The following is a 14,439-nucleotide window of genomic DNA, read 5'->3' on the forward strand; positions in this document are numbered from 1 at the left end:
AAATATTCTCCTGTAGGAGCTGCCGAAGGCTGCGATCTTTTCAGGGTTCGAGGCCGATACGGAAAAACTCGCCGCCACTCCAGACACCGAGCCATCGCTGCCCATCGATCTCCCGGCTCACCGCCAGCTCCACCAACTGATAGAACACATTGCGATGGATCAGCGCTTCGAGATTGGTGCGCACATGCACGTAGGGCGCTGGTTCCTGGCTGTCCGGATCGATCACCACACGAATGGGATGCTCGACGCCAGCTTCAGCGTTCTCATCAACGTTGGTGGTGAAACGCAAGACCTGCGCCTCGCCCTCGCCCTCCACGTCCACGGCAATCGCCACAAACGGTGCGTCATCGACCTTGATGCCGACCTTCTCGACTGGCGTGATGAGGAAATAATCATCGCCGTCGCGGCGAATGATAGTGGAGAACAGCTTGACCATCGGCTTGCGCCCGATCGGCGTGCCCAGGTAATACCAGGTGCCGTCGCGGGCAATGCGCATGTCGATGTCGCCGCAGAAGTCGGGGTTCCACAAGTGGACCGGTGGCAAGCCTTTGGTCTTGGGGATTTGCCCCAGCAGGTCGTTGGCTTTTTGCGGGCCACTCATGGCGTTCTCCTTGAAATTACTGGTCGCTGAGCCCCAACAGGCTGCGAGCATATTGCTCCAGCGGCGGGCCCATCAGGTCTTCTGGCTTTTCATCGTGGAACGTCAGTAAACCGCCACGACTCTTGATACGTGCAGTATCAATCAAATACTGGGTGCTGGTCTCGATCAACATGATCTGAATCACGCCGGTATCGATGCCGAGTCGATCCACGGCTTCCTGATCCAGCCATTCATCCGAGTTACCGATGCGGTCATCAGACTTGGCGAAACGGGTATAGAGCAAGTAATGAGCACCCACGGCACGGGCTTCGCTCATGGCCTGGTCGAGGCCTTCCGGCGTACGGGCGCGGCGGACCATCGGGAAATATTCGACAAAACCATCGAAGGCGACTTCGGCGATCACATTGGGACGCGGGTAAACGGCACTGCCGGGCGGCACAAAGGCACCCTGGGCGATGTAGACGAACGAGTCCGGCTGAATGCGCAGGTTGTTCACGCGGCGGCTGTCGCTGTGATCCAACAAGCCCGCATCGCTCATATGGTAGCGAGTCCCTTCGGCCATATCGCTGACATTCATGCAGCCACCAAGCGCCATAACGGCCAGCAGCAAAACCAGGCTACGCATCCTATCCTCCAGAGGCCGGTGACGGAAAACCGGCGAATGGCCGTTGGATGCAGCTTTTGCGCCAGTTCAAGAATAATGTTGCCTGATCAAACACCATCGCGGGCAAGCCTTGCTCCTACAGGATTCGAGTCGATCACAAATCAGCGATCACTCGCAAATCCTGTAGGAGCAAGGCTTGCCCGCGATGAGACCGGTTCAACCGCCGATGATTTTCATGACCGTCGCGCCACCGGAGAACGCCACTTCCTGCTTGTCGCCCAAGGCTTTCACCAGCAGTCGTTGTAAGGCCGGCAAAGCCTGATGACGCGGCTTGTCGAGCAGATCGCCGACATAGTGTCGGTTACTCGACGACAGGCAGCCATGCAGCCACCCCGTGGAAGAAAGGCGCAGCCGTGAACAGGTACGACAGAAAGGCACACTTTCGTTGGCAATCACGCCGAAATGCCCAAGCCCCGGGATCTCGTAGCGCACCGCTGTGGCATCAACCGGCGCATCAGCTTGCAGATACTCGTAGCGCTCGCCGATCAGGCTCAGCAACTGCTGGAGGCTGACGAACTGTTGCAGGAACGCGTTGGAGTCGCTTGCCAGATGGCCCATACGCATCAGTTCGATGAAGCGCAGTTCATAGCCGCGCTCCAGGCAGTAATCAAGCAGCGGCATCACCTGATCGAGGTTCTGACCGCGCAACGGCACCATGTTGACCTTGATCTTCATGCCGGCCGCGCGGGCCTGCTCCATGCCGTCGAGCACCGTCGCCAGATCGCCGCCACGGGCGATGCTGCGAAATGCACTGGCGTCGAGGGTGTCGAGGGAAACGTTGATGCGCCGAATGCCGGCATCCACCAGTAGCGGCAGCTTTTTCGCCAGCAATTGACCGTTGGTGGTCAGGCTGATGTCTTGCAGGCCCATCTGCCCGACGGCGGTCATGAAGGTTTCGAGCTTTGGACTCACCAGCGGTTCGCCGCCGGTGATGCGCAGGCGTTCGATGCCTGCGGCTTCGATCAGATAGGCCACACCGCGCGCCATCGCCTCGGCCGACAACTCATCCTGCGCAGCCACCAGCCGCTTGCCGTTGGGCACGCAGTAGGTACACGCGTAATTGCAGGCTGAGGTCAGGCTGACTCGCAAATTGCGAAAACGCCTGCCTTGACGGTCAACGATCATGATCACTCCGGCGGAAGAATATTCGGACCGCTAAAACTTGACTCACAAATCAAGTTTTAGCAAGTCCCATGCCTGAGTATATTCCTGCGGTACTGCGCCATGTAGCGAAATAATGGCGCAATAAGGCGGCTGAATGGCTCAGCTGCTCGGGGTGTCGGTGTCACGCTTGCGCTTGTTGCCCATGCGCACGCCGATGTCCATCAGGAACTGGAAGAAACCTTCCTGATCTTCCAGCACATTGCTCCAGAACGGCGAGTGATACAGCGCCACGGCACCGTGCACCAGCGCCCAGGACGCGCAGTAATGGAAGTATGGCGGCACGTCTTCAAGCTTGCCTTCGCTGATCCGGCCCTTGATCAGCAGGGTCAGGCGTTCGAAGTTCGAGGCACGGATCTTGTGCAGCTCCTCGATCATCTCCGGTACCTGGTTACCCTTGACCACCTTTTCTTCCAGGCGATCGAACAAGCGATAGCGTTGCGGATCGCGCATGCGGAATTCGAAGTAGGCGCGGGACAGGGCTTCCTTGTCCTTGTCGACGTCAGCCGAGTGCAACAGCTCGTTCAAATCACGCTCGTAGTCGAGCATCAGGCGCAGGTAGATCTCGGCCTTGGACTTGAAGTGCTTGTAGATCGTGCCTTTGCCGATACCGACGGCATCAGCAATCATCTCGACGGTGACACTGTCTTCACCTTGTTCGAGGAACAGCTTTAGCGCGGTATCGAGAATTTCTTGCTCGCGGCGACGAAACTCACGGACCTTACGAGGTTCTTTATGCATAAGAAAAGGTCTGTAGGGGTCAAAATTCGAAGCCGCGTATTATGCCTAAATTACGCAAAAATGCACGGATCATCCGACCATATCTGTTGTTTCTGGTCATTTCGCGCACGCAAGCAGGTTGATGAGAACTCTTCTGAAGCGCCCGTATTCCAAATTTGTTTAAAAACCGGGGCCGACAAACTGGACTCGGCGAAATACTGATCAATACTTGAACTGTCGGCGAGACATCTCCCCCAAGTGTTGCGCCGATATTGGTACCAACGGACCGCGTACCATTGTTTTACTCCTAATGGTCTTAACCCGGATTCACCCCCCAGAACCCGGGTTTTTTTTGCCTAGGATTTAACCTTTCACATGTGCCAGCGGGAACAACCGCTTGAAGTTTTCGGTGGTTTGCTGGGCAAATCGCTCGTAGGACTCACCTCGCAACATTGCCAAAAATTCCGCTACTTCGCGTACGTACTGCGGCAGGTTCGGCTTGCCTCGGTGCGGGATCGGCGCGAGGTACGGCGAATCGGTTTCCACCAGCAAGCGGTCGGCCGGCACCTTGCTCGCCACATCGCGCAACGCGTCGGCATTGCGGAAAGTGACAATTCCGGACAGGGAGATGTAATAGCCCATGTCCAGCGCGGCTTTCGCCATGTCCCAGTCTTCGGTAAAGCAATGCAGCACGCCGGCCTGGGGCAGCGCCGCGTCGCGCAGCAGATTCAGGGTATCGGCGCGGGCGCCACGGGTATGGATGATCACCGGTTTGCCGGTCTGCTGCGCCGCTTGCAGATGCAATCTGAAGGACTCTTGCTGCAACTCTGCCGCTTCCGGCTCGTAGTGGTAATCCAGACCGGTTTCGCCGATGGCCACCACTCGCGGATGATTGAGTTCGTGCAACAGCCAGTCCAGCGCGGGCGCCGCCCCCGGCTGTACATCCAGCGGATGCACGCCGACCGAGCAGTCCACGTCGTCATACTTTTCAGCGAGCGCTTTGACGTCGGCGGCATTGTCTGCGCTGACACCAATACACAGAAAGTGCCCCACTCCACGCTGGCGCGCCGCATCGAGGGCGGCATCCAGCGAGCCGTCATGGGCGGCGAGGTCAAGGCGATCAAGGTGACAATGGGAATCTACGAGCATAAAAATGGCTGCAACTTACATCGTATGAGTGGGACGGTCGGACTTCAGCGCTCCGGCCAGATGGGTTTCGATTCTACTGCGCGCTGTGTTGTCGCCTTCGTTGAACTGTACGCCGACCCCGGCGGCGCGGTTACCTTGGGCGCCTTTGGGGGTGACCCAGGTGACCTTGCCGGCCACCGGGATCTTTTCCGCCTCGTCAAACAAGTGCAGCAGCATGAATACCTCATCGCCCAACTTGTAGCTCTTGTTGGTCGGGATAAACAGGCCGCCATTCTTGAGGAACGGCATGTAGGCCGCGTAAAGCACGGACTTGTCCTTGATGGTCAGGGACAAAATACCGTTGCGCGGGCCGGGGCTGACGGGTTCATTCATGCTGACCTCCACTGCTGATGCACAGAGTCTAGGCGCAGACGATCACCTCTGGGTAGGCAAGGACGCCCATTGCACCAACAGGGCCTCCAGCAACAACACCCGATTGAGGTTGGCTTTGCTCAACACCTTCTGGCGTTGGGCGAGGATCCAGTCCTGGATATTCAGGAGTTTGTCCTGAGCGGTTTTCTGCGCCAGGTATTGAATCACCTTGCGCATGTCCGTCAATCCGAGCCCTTCTTCGTCCTGGGTCAACTGATAGCGCAGGATCAGGCTCGACCAGTCGCAGAACCAGTCGAACAACAGTAACAACGGAATCGCATTCCAGCCTTCGGCCAGTTGTGTCGGCGATTGTTGCTGCTTGAGCAGCTTCTTCACGCCTTCGACCACCTGCGCGCGTTGATCACGCACACCTTGGGCGTGCAGATTGACCGCGGCCAATGGCGAACCGGCGGCCAGGGTCAGAAGCTCGACACGCTCCTCTTGCGAGCAGTCCGGCAGTGCCTGGGCCAGCCACGCCAGGCTCATCGCCTCGCTCGGTAGCGGACAGGCCTGTTGCACGCAGCGGCTCTTGATGGTCGGCAACAGACGACTGGTCTGGTGGCTGACCAGCAGCAATACTGTGTCGCCGGACGGTTCTTCAAGACTTTTGAGCAAGGCATTGGCGGCGTTGATGTTCATCGACTCGACCGGCTCGATCAGCACCACTTTGCGCCCGCCCAGTTGCGCGGTCTGCACCACGAAGCTGACCAGATCCCGAACCTGATCGACCTTGATCGCCTTGTCGGCTTCTTCCGGCTCCAGGATGTAGTTATCGGGGTGGCTGCCGGCCTTGAGCAACAGGCAGGATTTGCATTCGCCACAGGCATTTTGCGCGGTCGGACGCTGGCACAGCAGGCTGGCCATCAGGCGCTCGGCCAGCGCCCGTTTACCGATGCCGGCCGGGCCATGCAGCAAATAGGCATGTGCATGTTGCTTTCGACCGGCCAGTTGCTGCCAGAGACTGTCCTGCCACGGATAGGCTTCAGCCACGGGTCAACTCCAGCAGGCGTGGCAACAAGGCATCCAGGGATTGCTGAACCTGCGCCAGCGGCTGCGCGGCGTCGACCAACACGTATCGCGCTGGCTCCGCTGCAGCGCGCTTGAGGAAAGCGCTGCGCACGGCATCGAAAAAGGTCCGGCCTTCGAGTTCGAAGCGATCAAGGCGACCACGTGCACTGGCGCGGGCCAGGCCGACTTCTACCGGCAGATCGAAAATTAGCGTCAGGTCGGGACGCAGATCGCCCTGCACAAAGGTTTCCAGTGCCGCGATACGCTCCAGCGACAACCCGCGACCGCCACCCTGATAGGCATAGGTCGAATCCGTGAAACGATCACACAAGACCACCGCACCACGGGCCAGCGCCGGGCGAATCACCTCGGCCAGATGCTGGGCACGTGCCGCAAACACCAACAGCAACTCGGTGTCCGGATTCATCACTTCATCGACCGGTGCCAGCAGCACTTCACGAATGCGCTCGGCCAACGGCGTACCGCCCGGTTCGCGGGTCAGCACCACCTCGATACCGGCGGCGCGCAGGCGCTCGGCCAGGTATTCACGATTGGTGCTTTTGCCGGCGCCTTCCGGGCCTTCCAGCGTAATAAACAAGCCAGTCACAGGCAGTCCTTAGTCAGAGTCATTGCGAGTTTTGCGGCGCGGCGGCTTCCGGTGCGGGTGTTGGTGCAGGCTCAGGCGCAGGTTCTTGCGGCGGCATCTGCGGCACAGTCTCGGGAGCGGTGTCCGGTGATGCGGCCGGGATCGGCGCCTGGCCCTGCTCAGCATGATCTTGCTCAGGCTGAGATTCCACAGACTGAGATTCTTCAACCGGAGCTTGCGGCGTTTCCGGCGCGGTAACAGGTGCCGGGCTGGAGCGGTAATCGGCGCGACGCTTCAGTTGATACTCTCGCACAGCGTTGTTGTGGGCATCCAGATCATCGGAGAACACATGGCTGCCATCACCGCGAGCCACGAAGTAAAGGCTGCTGCCCTCCACCGGATTCAGCGCAGCGTGGATGGCTTCGCGGCCGACCATGGCAATCGGGGTCGGCGGCAAGCCGGAAATCATGTAAGTGTTGTAAGGGGTCGCTTCCTTGAGATGAGCGCGGGTCAGCTTGCCGTTGTAGCGATCACCCAGGCCATAGATCACCGTCGGGTCGGTCTGCAACAGCATGCCGATCGCCATGCGCCGCACGAACACACCGGCAATCTGCCCGCGCTCCTGCGGCACGCCGGTTTCTTTCTCGACCAGCGAGGCCATGATCAGCGCTTGATAAGGTCCGCTATACGGCAAATCGGTTGCACGCTGATTCCACTCCTTGGCAAGGACCTCATCGAGACGATCGTAAGCCGTCTTCAGCAGCTCGACGTCGCTCATGCCCCGCACAAAGCGGTAAGTGTCCGGGAAGAATCGCCCTTCAGGGAAAATCCCGGCATGGCCGAGCTTGTCCATGACCTGACTGTCGCTCAGGCCGTTCAGGGTTTGCTCGATTTTTTCTTCTTTGGCCAGGGCCGCACGGACTTGATGGAAATTCCAGCCTTCGACCAGGGTCAGGCTGTATTGCACCATTTCCCCGCGCTTCCAAAGGTCGATAAGACCTTCGACGGTCATGCCGGGTGTCATGCGGTATTCGCCGCTGTGCAGCGGCTGTTTAGGCAGGTTGAAGCGCCAGTAGACGCGCAGCCAGAACGCGTCCTTGATGACGCCATCGGCTTCCATTCGCAAAAGGGTGCGGTTCGGAGTGGTGCCCTTCGGCACCTCCAGCAGTTCTTCCTGCGTGATATTCAGCGGTTGCACCAGTGCCGAATGAATTTTCCAGGCAGAAGCACCCAACATCAGCCCTGCCAGAACCAATCCGGTTTCCAGCAGCAGCAAGAGTTTACGTCTCACGTATCAAGATCCAGTAGCGCGCGGGCAATGGTTTGGAGTTTACGGGTGAGCGGCCCAACCGGCCAGCTCAGTGCGGCACAGGCATGCACCGGCCAAACGCCATACACGCTGTTGCAGACAAAGACTTCATCGGCCCATTGCAGCTGTTCCAGAGGGATGTCGGCGATTTGCACGGGGATGCCAAGTGACTCGGCTTGAAACAATAATTCGGCACGCATCACACCCGCCACTCCACAGCGCTTCAGATCCGCCGTCACCAACACGCCATCGCGCACCAGGAACAGATTGCTGAACACGCCCTCAATGACCCGACCGGCATGATCGAGCATCAAGCCCTCGGCATGGTCGGAGTCTTGCCATTCGGAACGGGCGATGACCTGCTCCAGACGATTGAGGTGCTTGAGGCCGGCGAGTAGCGGTTGACTGGAGAGCCGTGTTGCACAAGGGAACAGGCGAATGCCCCGCTCACCATGTACGGCAGGATAAGCAGCGGGAGGATTGCCTTGCAGAATACGTCGCGCCTGGGCCGCAGGATCAGGTGCATAGCCGCGAAGGCCGTCGCCGCGAGTGAGGACTAGCTTCAGTACCCCGTCACCCAATGCAGCGGCGTAGGCCAACACTTCATTTCGAATCAGCTCGTGATCGGTGGCGATCCGCAATCGCGAACAACCACCTGCCAGACGCGACAGATGCCGGTCCAGCAGCACCGGAAAGCCATCACGCACAGCGATGGTCTCGAACAGACCATCACCGTAAGCCAGGCCGCGATCCTTCAGCGACAGCGCGTCAGCCGGTTGACCGTCGACCCAGCAGTCCATCAGCCTGCGAACCGGCGGAACACCAGCGAGCCGTTGGTGCCACCAAAACCGAAGGAGTTGGACAGGACCACATCGATATCCATGTTGCGCGCAGTGTGCGGCACGAAATCGAGGTCGCAGCCTTCGTCCGGCTCATCGAGGTTGATGGTCGGTGGCGCCACCTGGCTGTTGATCGCCAGCACGCTGAAGATCGCTTCAACGGCGCCGGCCGCACCCAGCAGGTGACCGGTCATGGACTTGGTCGAACTGACGGCCACCTTGTAGGCATGCTCGCCAAACACCGATTTGATCGCGTTGACCTCAGCGAGGTCGCCTGCAGGCGTCGACGTACCGTGGGCGTTGATGTACTGCACTTGGTCGCCATTGATCTTGGCATCGCGCAGGGCATTGGTGATGCAGCGGGCAGCACCGGCGCCATCGGCGGGTGGCGACGTCATGTGGTAAGCGTCACCACTGGTGCCGAAGCCGATCAATTCGGCGTAGATGGTCGCGCCACGGGCTTTGGCGTGCTCCAGTTCTTCGAGAACCAGTGCACCGGCACCGTTGGACAGTACGAAGCCATCACGGCCCTTGTCCCATGGACGGCTGGCGCGGGTCGGCTCGTCATTGCGGGTCGACAAGGCGCGGGAGGCACCGAAGCCGCCCATGCCCAGGCCGCAGGCAGCCATTTCGGCGCCGCCGGCGATCATCACGTCGGCTTCGTCGTACATGATGTTGCGGGCAGCCATGCCGATGCAGTGCGTACCGGTGGTACACGCCGTGGCGATGGCATAGTTGGGCCCCTGTGCACCCAGATGGATGGACAGGAAGCCGGAAATCATATTGATGATCGAGCCAGGCACGAAAAACGGAGAAATCCGTCGTGGGCCGGTCTCATGCAGCGTGCGGCTGGTTTCTTCGATATTGGTCAGTCCGCCAATACCCGACCCCATGGCCACGCCAATGCGCTCACGGTTGGCGTCGGTGACTTCCAGACCGGAATTGCGCACTGCCTGAAAACCTGCGGCCAGACCGTACTGAATGAACAGGTCGAGCTTGCGAGCTTCCTTGACCGACAGGTATTCCTCGACATTGAAGCCCTTTACCGAGCCGCCAAAACGGGTGGAATAGGCAGAAAGGTCGGTGTGTTCGATCAGACCAATGCCACTGCGGCCAGCCAGAATGCCCTGCCAGCTGCTCGGCACATCCGTGCCCAGTGGCGACAACATACCCATACCGGTGACTACGACGCGTCTACGCGACACAGCACTCTCCTTTTTTCAAATGACGACTTTGCATCAGGCCTAAAGAAAAAACCGCACGCCATGATGGCAGTGCGGTTTTTCCATGACAGCGAGCAACGATTACAAACTATTACGCCTGATGGCTAGTAACGTAGTCGATTGCAGCTTGTACAGTAGTGATCTTCTCAGCTTCTTCGTCAGGGATTTCGGTCTCGAATTCCTCTTCCAGAGCCATCACCAGCTCAACGGTGTCAAGGGAGTCAGCACCCAGGTCTTCAACGAAGGAAGCAGTGTTGACCACTTCTTCTTCTTTAACGCCCAGTTGCTCGGCAACGATTTTCTTGACGCGCTCTTCGATGGTGCTCATACCTTGTTTTCACTCCTAATGGACAAATTCAGGCAGCTGGCCAGTGGGTAAGTGTATAGAAAGACTTTTCAGCTTTTCAACTGAAAGCTTCACTCCTCAAACCCGGTGACCCTCTGCCTATAAATAGATTGCAGCTTTATAACGGATTTTAGACAGCTCGTATGACATTTTTTTGAAGCAATCCGTCACATTTAACTCATGTACATCCCGCCGTTCACCGGGATTGTAGCCCCAGTAACGTAAGCCGCACCGTCAGAGGCAAGAAAAGCGACCACAGACGCGATCTCTTGAGCTTGTCCCAGACGACCCAGCGGAATCTGCGCCTGCAAGGCTTCACGCTGTGCCTCGGGCAGTTCACGGGTCATATCGGTGTCGATGAACCCTGGGGCCACCGAGTTTACCGTAATCGAACGCGAACCGACTTCACGCGCCAGTGCACGGCTGAAACCTTCCAGACCGGCCTTGGCGGCAGCGTAGTTTACTTGGCCTGCGTTGCCCATGGCACCCACAACCGAGCCAATACTGATAATTCGTCCCCAACGGGCTTTGGTCATACCGCGCAAAACGCCTTTGGACAGGCGGAACAGACTGTTCAGGTTAGTATCGACAACGTCATGCCATTCGTCGTCTTTCATGCGCATCATCAGGTTATCGCGGGTGATGCCGGCATTGTTGACCAGGATCGCCGGCGCACCGAACTGCTCCTGAATGCTCGCCAGGACTGCCGCTACGGACTCATCACTGGTGACATTGAGTTCCAGGCCAGTGCCCTGAATACCGTTTTCCTTCAGGGTGGCGGCAATGCGCTCGGCACCCGAAGCGGAGGTCGCGGTACCAACGACGACGGCGCCCTGACGACCCAGTTCCAGGGCGATAGCCTGGCCGATGCCACGGCTTGCACCGGTGACCAGTGCAACTTTACCTTGCAGACTCATGCAAGTTTCTCCTGATTCAGGCCTGCGCTGCACGGGCGGCAGCGAAGGCGTCTGGGGTATTGAGGTTGGAAGTCGATACGCCTTCGGCGCAGCGTTTGTTCAGACCGGCGAGCACTTTGCCCGGGCCACACTCGACCAGATTGGTCGCGCCTTTGGCTGCCAGCGCCTGGACGGATTCAACCCAGCGCACTGGCTTGTAGAGCTGCTCAAGCAGATCGCGCTTAAGGGTTTCCAGATCGGCAGGCACGGCGGCACTGACGTTCTGCACCACAGGAATCTGCGGCGCCTGCCAGTCGATCGCGGCGATCGATTCGGCGAAACGCTCGGCGGCTGGACGCATCAGCTCGCAGTGCGAAGGCACGCTGACCGGCAACGGCAAGGCACGCTTGGCGCCACGCGCCTTGCAGCCTTCGATGGCACGCTCGACCGCAGCCTTGGCACCGGCGATAACCACCTGGCCTGGGGAGTTGAAGTTGACGGCACTGACCACTTCGCCTTGGGCCGCTTCGGCACAGGCTGCCAGCACATCAGCATCGTCCAGACCGAGGATCGCGGCCATGCCGCCCTGCCCGGCCGGAACGGCTTCCTGCATCAACTGGCCACGACGCTCGACCAGTTTCACTGCGTCGCCGAGGCTCAGGCTGCCAGCGGCAACCAGTGCGCTGTATTCACCCAGGCTGTGGCCGGCAACATACGCCGGACGCGCGCCGCCTTCCGCCAGCCACAGACGCCACAGGGCGATCGAAGCGGTCAGAATGGCCGGTTGGGTTTTATCGGTTTGATTGAGCAGCTCTTCCGGCCCTTGCTGGGTCAGTGCCCACAGGTCGTAACCCAGAGCATCGGAGGCTTCTTTGAATGTTTCAAGGACAACCGGATGTTGCGCGCCCAACTCGGCCAGCATGCCGAGGGACTGCGAACCCTGTCCTGGAAAGACGAATGCGAGGGAAGCAGACATGTAACAAGCCCCTAATGATCTTGTCGTCGAAGAATTAGTGTCCCGCTTTGGGGACGCAAGAAACTGACAGTTGGATGGCCAATTGAACTAAGCGGTCACATTTAAGCATTGTCCGACGAAAACGCCTAAAGCAACAAATCCTCCAGACGACCGTGTATACGCTCCGGCAGATTTTCCTGAATCTCGATCAAGGCTCGGGAAATTGCACTCTGGAAACCTTGAACCCCGGCAGAACCGTGACTTTTTACCACAATGCCCTGCAACCCGAGGAAACTCGCTCCGTTATGCCGCGCCGGCGCCAGATCGGCTTGCAAGCGCTTCATCAGCGGCAAGGCCAATGCACCCACCATGCGTGACGGCAGGCTTTTCTTGAACAATGCCTCGATACGCCCGGCAATCATGGTCGCCAGGCCTTCGCTGGACTTGAGCAGGATATTGCCGACAAACCCGTCACACACCACCACATCCGCTTCGCCACGGTACAAACCATCACCTTCGACAAAGCCGATGTAGTTGATACCACGCGCTCGTTGCAACAAGGTTGCAGCCAGTTTGACCTGCTGATTGCCCTTGATGTCTTCGGTGCCGATATTCAGCAAGGCCACACGCGGGCGGACGATGCCGAGGGTTTCTGCTGCAACCGAGCCCATCACGGCAAACTGCAACAGGTGCTCGGCACTGCAATCGACATTCGCACCCAGATCGAGCAACTGGCAATAGCCTTTCTGCGTCGGAATCGCCGCGACCATGGCTGGCCGGTCGATGCCCGGCAAGGTCTTGAGCACGAAACGTGACAACGCCATCAGCGCCCCGGTATTACCGGCACTGACACACGCCTGGACTTTGCCGTCACGCAACAACTCAAGCGCCACGCGCATCGAGGAGTCAGGCTTGCCGCGCAGGGCCTGGGCAGGTTTTTCGTCCATGGTGATGACTTCGGACGCCGGAGCAATCGTCAGGCGCGCGCGATCCACAGCCGGTTGGCCAGCGATCAATTCTTCAAGGAGGGAGGGGTGACCGACGAGGGTCAGGTGCAGCGAGGGTGTAGCAGACAGGCAAGCAAGGCTGGCCTGAACAATGCTGCGGGGACCGAAGTCCCCGCCCATTGCGTCAATCGCGATGACTTGAGCGGACAAGTGATTACTCGTCAGCGCCCTTGTCGATCACTTTACGGCCACGGTATACGCCTTCTGGCGATACGTGGTGACGCAGGTGAACTTCACCGGTGGTTTTTTCTACAGACAGGGTGCTAGCCTCGAGAGCGTCGTGCGAACGGCGCATGTCACGGGCAGAGCGGGATTTTTTGTTCTGCTGAACAGCCATAATTGATTAACTCCTAAACGTTTGGGTCACGCTTTAACTGCGCCAATACACTGAACGGGTTGGACCGCGTTACCTCGTCCTCGCTCGGTTCGGGCTCATCTGCTCCCGCCGGCTGCTGGCATTCTTCCGGATGATGAGCAGGCACAATGGGCAAGGCGAGCAGAAGCTCCTCCTCGATCAGTGACTGCAGATCCAATGGATCTTCGCCCAGTTCCAGCACGTCATAACCTTTCGGCAACGACTGGGTATTCGCACCCTCCTTCACCACAGCATAACTGCATTCGCTATGGATCGGCAGGGTGACCAGCTCAAGACAACGCTGGCAAACCATTTTGACTTCGGTGTCGATAAAGCTGTGAATTACCACAGATTTACGTTCATCTCGTTCAAAAACGAATTTAGCCTGCACCGTACCGACATTGTCGGAAAGCGGGTCGCAGAGTCTCTCCAAATCGGCCAGCAGCATTTCACCTTGAAGGGTGGTGCCACGATCAGCCAATTTGCGCGGGTCAACGTGAGGTGGAATCGGGTCATTCAACATAGGCGCAGCATTATAGGGATGCACCCGCCCATGTCAAAGGAAATTCAGCCCTGTCCGTCACTTGGAAGCCTCGCTAGAATTCGCGCCTGTCATTTGGAGTTGCGCATGCTGCCTTTATTACTCGCTTCCAGCTCGGTTTATCGCCGGGAATTACTGGCCCGCCTGCGGCTGCCATTCACTTGCAGCTCACCGGATATCGACGAAAGCCGTCGTCCGGACGAGTCTGCCATTGATCTGGTAAAACGCCTCGCCGAGGAAAAAGCACGGGCGCTGGCCGGCACTCACCCAGTCCATCTGATCATCGGCTCTGACCAGGTCGCCGTGCTCGGTGACAGGATCATCGGCAAACCCCACACCTTCGAAAAGGCCCGCGAACAACTGCTGGCCTCCAGCGGCGCCAGCGTAACGTTCCTGACCGGTCTGGCACTGCTCAACAGCGAGTCTGGCCACTGCCACGTCGACTGCGTACCTTTCACCGTCCACATGCGCACACTGGACGCCGAACGCATCGAGCGCTACCTGCACGCCGAACAGCCCTACGACTGCGCTGGCAGCTTCAAGGCCGAAGGCTTGGGGGTAAGCCTGTTTCAAAGCACCGAAGGCCCTGACGCCACCAGCCTCGTCGGCCTGCCGCTGATTCGCCTGATCGACATGCTGCTCGCAGAAAACGTGCAGATACCCTGAAA

General features: G+C 58.8%; 18 protein-coding genes. 1 reads left to right on the forward strand and 17 read right to left on the reverse strand.

From position 1 onward, the window contains the following. Positions 1-40: 40 nt before the first annotated feature. The 17 genes from ACW9JC_RS12640 to ACW9JC_RS12720 form a co-directional block, all read right to left on the reverse strand. A complete protein-coding gene (locus tag ACW9JC_RS12640) occupies positions 41-601 on the reverse strand; it encodes a DUF1285 domain-containing protein (protein ID WP_457455211.1) in 561 nt (186 codons plus the stop codon). 16 nt (positions 602-617) lie between these two features. After that, complete coding sequence (locus ACW9JC_RS12645) at positions 618-1,226, reverse strand: DUF4823 domain-containing protein (protein WP_338585322.1); 609 nt, start codon at positions 1,224-1,226, stop codon at positions 618-620. A 195-nt stretch (positions 1,227-1,421) separates the two neighbouring features. After that, positions 1,422-2,390 carry a GTP 3',8-cyclase MoaA gene (locus ACW9JC_RS12650; RefSeq protein ID WP_338585321.1) on the reverse strand — a complete coding sequence of 323 codons (969 nt, stop codon included), beginning with the start codon at positions 2,388-2,390 and terminating at the stop codon, positions 1,422-1,424. Between the two features lie 138 nt (positions 2,391-2,528). Next, positions 2,529-3,167, reverse strand: a complete 639-nt coding sequence (locus tag ACW9JC_RS12655; RefSeq protein ID WP_034149949.1) for a TetR/AcrR family transcriptional regulator — start codon at positions 3,165-3,167, stop codon at positions 2,529-2,531. Between the two features lie 342 nt (positions 3,168-3,509). Beyond that, a complete protein-coding gene (locus ACW9JC_RS12660; protein ID WP_457455212.1) occupies positions 3,510-4,295 on the reverse strand; it encodes a TatD family hydrolase in 786 nt (261 codons plus the stop codon). Between the two features lie 15 nt (positions 4,296-4,310). Continuing rightward, positions 4,311-4,667, reverse strand: coding sequence for a PilZ domain-containing protein (locus ACW9JC_RS12665; RefSeq protein WP_448106767.1), 357 nt, complete (start codon positions 4,665-4,667; stop codon positions 4,311-4,313). Positions 4,668-4,709: 42 nt separating this feature from the next. After that, positions 4,710-5,696 (reverse strand): DNA polymerase III subunit delta', encoded by a 987-nt coding sequence (locus tag ACW9JC_RS12670; RefSeq protein WP_457455213.1) that lies wholly within the window; start codon positions 5,694-5,696, stop codon positions 4,710-4,712. Then, positions 5,689-6,321 carry a dTMP kinase gene (tmk, locus tag ACW9JC_RS12675; protein ID WP_338585317.1) on the reverse strand — a complete coding sequence of 211 codons (633 nt, stop codon included), beginning with the start codon at positions 6,319-6,321 and terminating at the stop codon, positions 5,689-5,691. Before tmk ends, ACW9JC_RS12670 begins: the two co-directional genes overlap by 8 nt. A 19-nt stretch (positions 6,322-6,340) precedes the next feature. Then, entirely contained in the window at positions 6,341-7,591 is a 1,251-nt protein-coding gene (mltG, locus tag ACW9JC_RS12680) for an endolytic transglycosylase MltG (RefSeq protein WP_457455214.1), read from the reverse strand. Continuing rightward, a complete protein-coding gene (gene pabC / locus ACW9JC_RS12685) occupies positions 7,588-8,409 on the reverse strand; it encodes an aminodeoxychorismate lyase (RefSeq protein ID WP_457455215.1) in 822 nt (273 codons plus the stop codon). Before pabC ends, mltG begins: the two co-directional genes overlap by 4 nt. Further along, complete coding sequence (gene fabF / locus ACW9JC_RS12690; RefSeq protein WP_448106762.1) at positions 8,409-9,653, reverse strand: beta-ketoacyl-ACP synthase II; 1,245 nt, start codon at positions 9,651-9,653, stop codon at positions 8,409-8,411. The genes pabC and fabF overlap by 1 nt, the downstream gene beginning before the upstream one ends. Before the next feature lie 109 nt (positions 9,654-9,762). Beyond that, the gene (gene acpP / locus ACW9JC_RS12695; RefSeq protein WP_003175607.1) at positions 9,763-9,999 is read right to left on the reverse strand and encodes an acyl carrier protein; all 237 of its coding nucleotides are present in this window, start codon (positions 9,997-9,999) and stop codon (positions 9,763-9,765) included. 191 nt (positions 10,000-10,190) lie between these two features. Further along, complete coding sequence (gene fabG / locus ACW9JC_RS12700) at positions 10,191-10,934, reverse strand: 3-oxoacyl-ACP reductase FabG (RefSeq protein ID WP_130206769.1); 744 nt, start codon at positions 10,932-10,934, stop codon at positions 10,191-10,193. 16 nt (positions 10,935-10,950) lie between these two features. After that, positions 10,951-11,889 (reverse strand): ACP S-malonyltransferase, encoded by a 939-nt coding sequence (gene fabD, locus ACW9JC_RS12705; RefSeq protein ID WP_457455216.1) that lies wholly within the window; start codon positions 11,887-11,889, stop codon positions 10,951-10,953. A gap of 125 nt (positions 11,890-12,014) precedes the next feature. After that, the gene (plsX, locus tag ACW9JC_RS12710) at positions 12,015-13,025 is read right to left on the reverse strand and encodes a phosphate acyltransferase PlsX (protein ID WP_457455217.1); all 1,011 of its coding nucleotides are present in this window, start codon (positions 13,023-13,025) and stop codon (positions 12,015-12,017) included. Positions 13,026-13,029: 4 nt separating this feature from the next. After that, on the reverse strand, positions 13,030-13,212 hold the full coding sequence (gene rpmF, locus ACW9JC_RS12715; protein WP_003179396.1) for a 50S ribosomal protein L32: 183 nt from the start codon (positions 13,210-13,212) through the stop codon (positions 13,030-13,032). Between the two features lie 13 nt (positions 13,213-13,225). Next, positions 13,226-13,753 (reverse strand): YceD family protein, encoded by a 528-nt coding sequence (locus ACW9JC_RS12720; RefSeq protein WP_007942001.1) that lies wholly within the window; start codon positions 13,751-13,753, stop codon positions 13,226-13,228. Positions 13,754-13,858: 105 nt separating this feature from the next. Here ACW9JC_RS12720 and ACW9JC_RS12725 point away from each other — a divergent pair, with 105 nt between their 5' ends. Beyond that, positions 13,859-14,437 carry a Maf family protein gene (locus tag ACW9JC_RS12725; RefSeq protein WP_457455218.1) on the forward strand — a complete coding sequence of 193 codons (579 nt, stop codon included), beginning with the start codon at positions 13,859-13,861 and terminating at the stop codon, positions 14,435-14,437. The last annotated feature ends 2 nt before the right edge of the window (positions 14,438-14,439 follow it).

It is taken from the genome of Pseudomonas sp. SDO5591_S426, from assembly GCF_054070755.1.

Coding starts and splice junctions, on each gene's coding strand:
- ACW9JC_RS12640 (WP_457455211.1), bottom strand. CDS start 601: ATGAGTGGCCCGCAAAAAGCCAACGACCTGCTGGGGCAAATCCCCAAG.
- ACW9JC_RS12645 (WP_338585322.1), bottom strand. CDS start 1,226: ATGCGTAGCCTGGTTTTGCTGCTGGCCGTTATGGCGCTTGGTGGCTGC.
- ACW9JC_RS12650 (WP_338585321.1), bottom strand. CDS start 2,390: ATGATCGTTGACCGTCAAGGCAGGCGTTTTCGCAATTTGCGAGTCAGC.
- ACW9JC_RS12655 (WP_034149949.1), bottom strand. CDS start 3,167: ATGCATAAAGAACCTCGTAAGGTCCGTGAGTTTCGTCGCCGCGAGCAA.
- ACW9JC_RS12660 (WP_457455212.1), bottom strand. CDS start 4,295: ATGCTCGTAGATTCCCATTGTCACCTTGATCGCCTTGACCTCGCCGCC.
- ACW9JC_RS12665 (WP_448106767.1), bottom strand. CDS start 4,667: ATGAATGAACCCGTCAGCCCCGGCCCGCGCAACGGTATTTTGTCCCTG.
- pabC (WP_457455215.1), bottom strand. CDS start 8,409: ATGGACTGCTGGGTCGACGGTCAACCGGCTGACGCGCTGTCGCTGAAG.
- acpP (WP_003175607.1), bottom strand. CDS start 9,999: ATGAGCACCATCGAAGAGCGCGTCAAGAAAATCGTTGCCGAGCAACTG.
- fabG (WP_130206769.1), bottom strand. CDS start 10,934: ATGAGTCTGCAAGGTAAAGTTGCACTGGTCACCGGTGCAAGCCGTGGC.
- fabD (WP_457455216.1), bottom strand. CDS start 11,889: ATGTCTGCTTCCCTCGCATTCGTCTTTCCAGGACAGGGTTCGCAGTCC.
- rpmF (WP_003179396.1), bottom strand. CDS start 13,212: ATGGCTGTTCAGCAGAACAAAAAATCCCGCTCTGCCCGTGACATGCGC.
- ACW9JC_RS12720 (WP_007942001.1), bottom strand. CDS start 13,753: ATGTTGAATGACCCGATTCCACCTCACGTTGACCCGCGCAAATTGGCT.
- ACW9JC_RS12725 (WP_457455218.1), top strand. CDS start 13,859: ATGCTGCCTTTATTACTCGCTTCCAGCTCGGTTTATCGCCGGGAATTA.